Here is a 6,027-nt window from a genome sequence, read left to right as displayed (position 1 = left end):
TCAGCACGCTCATGCTGTCGGCGTTGCGCTCTACCGTGTCGGTGTCGAGCAGCAGGACGGCCTCGGCTTCGAGCCCCTTGGCGCCGTGAATCGTCAGCAGGCGAACCGCCTCGCTGTTGACGGCAACCGGCGCCAGTGTGCCGCCGGCCCTGAGCGCGCGGACCAGGCCGTAAGGCGTGACATAGCGCCCGCCGTCACGGTCCAGCGCGACGGCCAGCAGGGCGCGCAGGTTGACCAGCACGGTCTGGCGCTGGGTGGCCGGCGCGGCGGCGACAAAGCGCGCCAGCACATCGCCGTCTTCATAGATGGCTTGCAGTGCGTCGTGCGGTGGCAGCCGGTCCAGCCAGTTTTTCCAACGGGTCAAAACAGGCCCTGGTCCATGCAATTCGGGTGCCAGCAGCTCTTTTTTTTGTAGCAACTCATACCACGGCAGGTTCAGCTCACGCTGCAGCAGCGCTATCTTGACCAGGCTGTCATCGCCCAGGCCGAACAGCGGCGAACGCAGCGCCCTTGCCAGCGACAAATCGTGTTGCGGCGACACCAGCACGTCGAGCAGTGCCACCACGTCCAGCACTTCGCAGCAGTCGATCAGATCGGTTTTTTCGCCAATCTGGGCGGGGATGTTCAGCGCCCGCAATTCCTGCTGCAGCGGCAGCAAACCGGCCCGCTTGCGCGACAGCACCATCACGTCGGACGGCTTGAGGCCCCGACCATTGCCGTGATCAAGTTGCCGCGAGATCCAGGCGGCGGCCTGGCGCGCTTCCAGCGTGCGCAGGGTTTCCTCGGGCAACTCGCGTGGTGTACTCAAGCTGTCGCGCCAGACGCCGCTTTGCAGCGCTTCGGCATCACCGGCCTGGAGCCGCGGTATCGGTGGCAGGCGGCCCGTCGCGCCCTCGTTTTCGGAGTCTGTCGTGTGCTCGCGAAAACCGTCGTAGCCGTCAAGTGCGCGTGCCTTGCCAATGACCGCGTTTACCGTGCCAATCACGGCCAGGGAATTGCGCCGGGTGTGGTCGCAGCTGAGCAAGTCGCCACCCAGGCCCTGCACGACAAAGGCCTGCGCGGCGCGAAACACCTGCGGTTCGGCGCGGCGGAAGCGGTAAATGCTTTGTTTCGGGTCGCCAACCAGAAACACGCTGGGTGCGGCGCCCGCGCCGGCATAGCCGCTCAGCCAAGCGGACAGCGCCTGCCATTGCAGCGGGTTGGTGTCCTGGAACTCGTCAATCATCAAATGCCGGATGCGAGCGTCCAGCCGCTCCTGCACCCAGCCGGCCAGCACCGGGTCGCCCAGCATGACCAAAGCGGCGCGCTCCACGTCATTCATGTCAACCCAGCCGCGCTCGCGCTTGAGCTGGGTGAACTGCGCAATCAGCACCCGGCTCAGCCGGGCCATGCGCTGTTGGTGGCTCCAGGCCTCGTGCTGCTGAATGGCGGCCTGCACGCGCAGCACCAGTTCCTGAGCCTGTCGCACCGCTTCGATGCCGGCGATTTTTTCGCCAAATTTGCGCGGCATGCACTTTTCGGTCAGCAGCGCGCTGAAAACACCGCCGATGTCATGCGCCGTCAGGGCTTGCTCCAGTTGCACGCCCTTGGCCGAGAAGGTCGGCGCGCTGGCGCAGCCCAGCGCCCTGGCGGCCACCAGCAGCAGCGTATGGTGGGCCGGATTTGCCGGATTTGCGAACAGACTGTCGGCGGGCGCATTCAGCCCTTCAAACTCGGGAAATTGCAATGCAAAGGGCTGGACCGAGGCATCCACCACGCCTTTTTCGTCGGCCAGCGTGAACTCGGTTCGCTTTTCAAGCGCGCCCTGCAGGGCCTTGTCGGTCTGGAAACGGCCATGCGCCAGCACCAGCGCTTCAAAGTCGGCCTTGAGCGCCGCCTCGCCCACCACCGCCGCATAAAACCGCCGCCAGACCAGCGCCCGCGCGTGCGCGTCGTCTTCCAGCAGCTCGTAGTTGACCGGCAGTCCGAGCCTTTGCAGCACAGCTACGGGCGCGCTGCGCAGCAGGGCGGCAAACCAGCTGTGAAAGGTGCGGATCTGCACGGAGCGCCCGCTGCCGAGCACGGAGCGGTATAAATTCGACAGCTGGCGGCGCAGCTCGGGATTGGAGCTGGGGTCGACCTGGCCTGCAACGCCCCGCATGACCAGCTCTCTGCGCAAGCTTTCGTCGTCCGCAGTCGTAAAGGTTTTGAGCCATTCATCGAGCCGCTCGCGCATTTCACCGGCGGCCTTTCTGGTGAAGGTGATGGCGAGGATTTCATGCGGGCGCAGCAGCTTTGCGTCTGAACCCGCAGAAGCGTCAACGCCCTCCAGCAGGGCCCGCACGATGCGCGATACCAGCATCCAGGTTTTGCCCGCGCCAGCACAGGCTTCCACCGCGACGCTGCGCCGCGGGTCACAGGCAATGGCGTAAAACGAGTCGGCTGAAACGGGCTGGCCGTTGCATTCGTAGGCGGCGGTCATCGGATATCTACGAAGGAAGGGGTGAAAGAGCAAACAAAGTCAAGCGGCGCAGCCCACGCAGTAATAAGGATGGGAGCCCCGGCCCTGCAAGTTCGAGCCGCGGAACCTGCTTTGCCGGGCCGCAGTCGGGCTGCCCCCCCGGGGGGCAGCGTAGTCGAAGTGACAAGCGTGGGGGCCACGAACGAAGCGCAGGGCCGCCCCAAGCGAAGTTCAGCCCCCGCGGGGGGCAGCTAGTACACGAAGTGACAAGCGTGGGGGTCATATTGTCCAAAAATCCTTGCGGCACAGACCGCGCGCCGCGCAATAGTCACAGGCCTTGCCCTCACCCAGCGCTGGCAGCACCACGCCCCGCGCAATCCGCGCCATGTCCAGCAGGATGCTGTCAATCAAGGCATCACGCAGTTCCACGATGGCAGGCTGCCGATACGTGCAGGTCGGCTCTTTTTCACCCAGGTTGACATAAGCCGCCGCCAGCGTGTCGTCAGCCATCAGGGCCGCATAAAACGCCAGCTGGGTGTCCTCCGGGCCATCCTTGATGCGCTGGGTGGTGGTGGCTCGCGGCTCGGTTTTGTAGTCGATCAGCAGCGTATGGCCGTCTGCATCGCGGTCGATTCGGTCAATCTTGCCCAGCAGCGTGAGCTCGCCCAGAGGCACTTCGCGCCAGGCTTCCCCCGCCTCAAATTGGGCGCCGCCGGCTTCATGACCCGACAGCCACGAGAGGTAACCGTCACGCACCGCACTCCAGGCGGCGGCAAACGGCAAAAACGCGCTGTCGCTCAAGCCCAGCTCCCGGGCGGCGCTCTCTGCCGCTACATTAATCATAGCTACCCGTGCCGGTAAGTGCTGGACCGGAGCCGCTTTTAATGCTTCGTGGAAGCGGTGCAGCAAGCTGTGCAGCCAGTTGCCGAAATCGCGCTTGCCGAGCTCGCTTTCCAGCTCTTCGGGCGCTTGCAGCCTGAGCTGGCGCAACGCAAAAAAACGGTAGGGGCAACGGCGCAAATCCTCATAGCTGCTGGCCGACAGCCGGCTCAGTGGCAAGGCGTCGCCCTTTGGCAGCGGGCGTGGTGTCGGCAGCGTGGCCACGGCGCGCAGGATGCGCGGGTCTGGCGCCGGGTCTGCCGAGCCATCAAGGCCGCGCGCCAGCAGCAGCTCCTGCACAAATCCGCTGGGCATCAACTGTTCACCGTTTTCGCTGGTGCGCCACAGCACATCCACATGCGGTAGCCGCAGGGCGTAATCCCAAGCCTGCCGGGCTGTGCCGGCAAGCGCTTCGCGCGAGGCCAGGCCGAGCAATTCGCGCTGACCTGGCGTCCATTGGCCCGCAGGCTCCGGCGACACGGGCAGGCGGATTTCGTCGCAGCCGGGCAGCACCACGGCCTGCATCGGTCGACCCAGCAACTGGGCCAGCGGCAGGATGACGACCTGCTCGGCCATGGGGTGCGGCGGTGAAAACTTGGCCGCTTCGAGCGCCTGATTGACCCAGCTGGTGAACTCGTTGAGCTTCATGGCGGGCGACTCTTCAAACTCTTTCCCAGCGCCTTCATGAAGACGCAGCACATCCAGCACAGCCTGACCGGCGTCATCCAGTGTCAGCGCCTCCCACTGCCCGGCTGACTGCAAGGCCGCCCGCAGATCGCGCAACCATGCGGCCAGCGGCCGGGCGCGCGTCAACGTTTCGCGCAAGGCGTTCACCGGCAGCGCCAGCGCCTGGCTGACGGCCAATGCCGGCAGCGCTGTCACCGGCAACTCGCGCCAGGCGCGCACACCAAATTTTCGCAGCTCGGTCTCCGCTACCGTCACGCCAGCAACGGCAAATGCGGGGGCGTTTTTCAGCCAGTCAAGCACCGCGTCGCTCGACGCATCCCAGGGCGAGGCGCGCAGCAGGCTCATCAGATTCGCGGCAGCGCGCGTGGTGGAGAGTTTCCAGCCGGTTTCATCACGCATGGCTACGCCACGTTCGGCCAGCATGGCACCGACGCGGCGCGTGAGCTGGCGATCTTGCGCAATCAGCGCGACCGGACGCCGCCCTTGCGCCAGCTGGGCCAGCACACAGGCGGCTGCACGCCCGGCCTCGTCCTCGGCATCACGCGCGGGATGCATCAAAGGCGCAGGCACGCCGAAGCAATCCGGCCCGTGCAGGGAAACGCACAGCGCAATGGCTATGGCCCGTTCGCCAAAATGCAGCTTGAGCGCCTCGGTCAGCGGCTCGGTCTGAAATCCCTCCAGCACCACCAGCAGTGCAGCCTCGGCCTCAAACAAGCGGTCCGTCGGATAGGCAGAGGCGGCCGCCCAGACCAGCGCAATACGCCCCACGGCGGCCTCAAGCGCCAGCACCGGCGAATCAAGGCCCACGCCCAACAGCTCAGCAAGACCCTCGCTCCAGGCCTGACGCCTGGTCGGCAATACCGCCGCCGCCACCCGGCTCAGGCTCCAGGCCGCCTCAAGCAGGCGACCGGCCAGCGCGTTCTCCTGCGCTGCCAGGCCGGCACGCTCTAGCAGTGAAGCGGCCGTCAGCATGTCCACCGCCACATCCATGCGCAAATCGATGCCGGACGGTGTAAACAGGCCCAGCGCACCGCCCAGGCTGCTGGCCCAGTTCATGGTGGTTTCAAAGCGCGGAACAAAAAATGTGTCGCCGGCCACTTCGGCCCAAGCCTGACGCGCCTGCTGGATCAGCTGGGCATAGGGCAGCAACACCACGACTTCGGCGGGATGCACGCCCCGCGCCTGCACGCTGGCGGCCAGCCTGGCCATGGCTTGCTGCCAGCACAGCGCCGGCAGGGTTGCAACGGGGCTGGCGGTTTGAACGGGATCAAAAAGCGGCATGAAAAAGAAGACGTTTTTGCAGGGCAATGAAGGACCAGGAAAAAAAACCTGGCGATGGGCTAACAGGGCAGTTACTGCCGACCGGGCAACCCGGGCACCGCTTTCTGCCACAATAAGTGCAACTTTAGCCGCACAACGTATCGTAACCAGCCCCAAGGAGCCCACATGGCGAACGAACTGATCAAACACACAACTGACGCCACATTTGAAGCCGACGTGCTGAAATCAAGCAAGCCCGTGCTGGTCGACTACTGGGCTGAGTGGTGCGGCCCCTGCAAGATGATTGCGCCCATTCTTGACGAAGTGGCAACCGGCTACGAGGGCAAGCTGCAGATTGCAAAAATGAATGTGGACGAGAACCGCGAAATTCCCGCCAAATTCGGCATTCGCGGCATTCCCACTCTGATGTTGTTCAAGGATGGAGAACTTGCGGCCACCAAAGTCGGTGCCATGAGCAAAGCCCAACTGACCGCATTCATTGACCAGCAACTAGCCTGACCGATTTGCGCTGGAAACCGGCAGCCAGATCCATTCCGTCCTGCTCCCCGGCGCCATCCGACAGCAACCGCACTCCGCCCGGTCGCCTTGCTGCTCTTCATCACCTGCTTTCCCGCCTGAATTTCCTGTCATAATCAATTTTATTCACCGGGCGGTAGTAGCCACCTGGTTCGAGTTTCCGGTTTGACAGCCTTCTTCCCCAGAGCGGCTTCTTTTAAAAACTCCCCCCCGGTTTTTTTTTT

The 6,027-nt window shown here is 64.4% G+C and carries 3 protein-coding genes; 1 reads left to right on the top strand and 2 read right to left on the bottom strand.

Annotation, left to right across the window (positions count from 1 at the left end; translation table 11 throughout):
- Together HHJ19_RS15450 and HHJ19_RS15445 are read right to left on the bottom strand one after the other, a co-directional pair.
- A partial coding sequence (locus tag HHJ19_RS15450; protein ID WP_296908761.1) for an exodeoxyribonuclease V subunit beta occupies nucleotides 1–2,461 on the bottom strand: 2,461 nt, incomplete at its 3' end.
- Nucleotides 2,462–2,719: 258 nt separating this feature from the next.
- Entirely contained in the window at nucleotides 2,720–5,287 is a 2,568-nt protein-coding gene (locus HHJ19_RS15445; protein WP_296908760.1) for a PD-(D/E)XK nuclease family protein, read from the bottom strand.
- A 165-nt stretch (nucleotides 5,288–5,452) separates the two neighbouring features.
- Here HHJ19_RS15445 and trxA point away from each other — a divergent pair, with 165 nt between their 5' ends.
- The gene (gene trxA, locus HHJ19_RS15440; protein ID WP_296908759.1) at nucleotides 5,453–5,785 is read left to right on the top strand and encodes a thioredoxin TrxA; all 333 of its coding nucleotides are present in this window, start codon (nucleotides 5,453–5,455) and stop codon (nucleotides 5,783–5,785) included.
- Nucleotides 5,786–6,027 lie beyond the last annotated feature (242 nt).

Origin of the sequence: Polaromonas sp. (genome assembly GCF_012927415.1) — a bacterium.
Classification (GTDB): Bacteria; Pseudomonadota; Gammaproteobacteria; order Burkholderiales; family Burkholderiaceae_C; genus Polaromonas.
The sequence above is the reverse complement of the archived record's forward strand: the minus strand, read 5'-3'. Positions and strand labels throughout refer to the sequence as shown.

What these genes read in the sequence shown, in the direction of transcription:
- HHJ19_RS15445 (WP_296908760.1), bottom strand. Translation starts at nt 5,287, where the DNA reads ATGCCGCTTTTTGATCCCGTTCAAACCGCCAGCCCCGTTGCAACCCTG.
- trxA (WP_296908759.1), top strand. Translation starts at nt 5,453, where the DNA reads ATGGCGAACGAACTGATCAAACACACAACTGACGCCACATTTGAAGCC.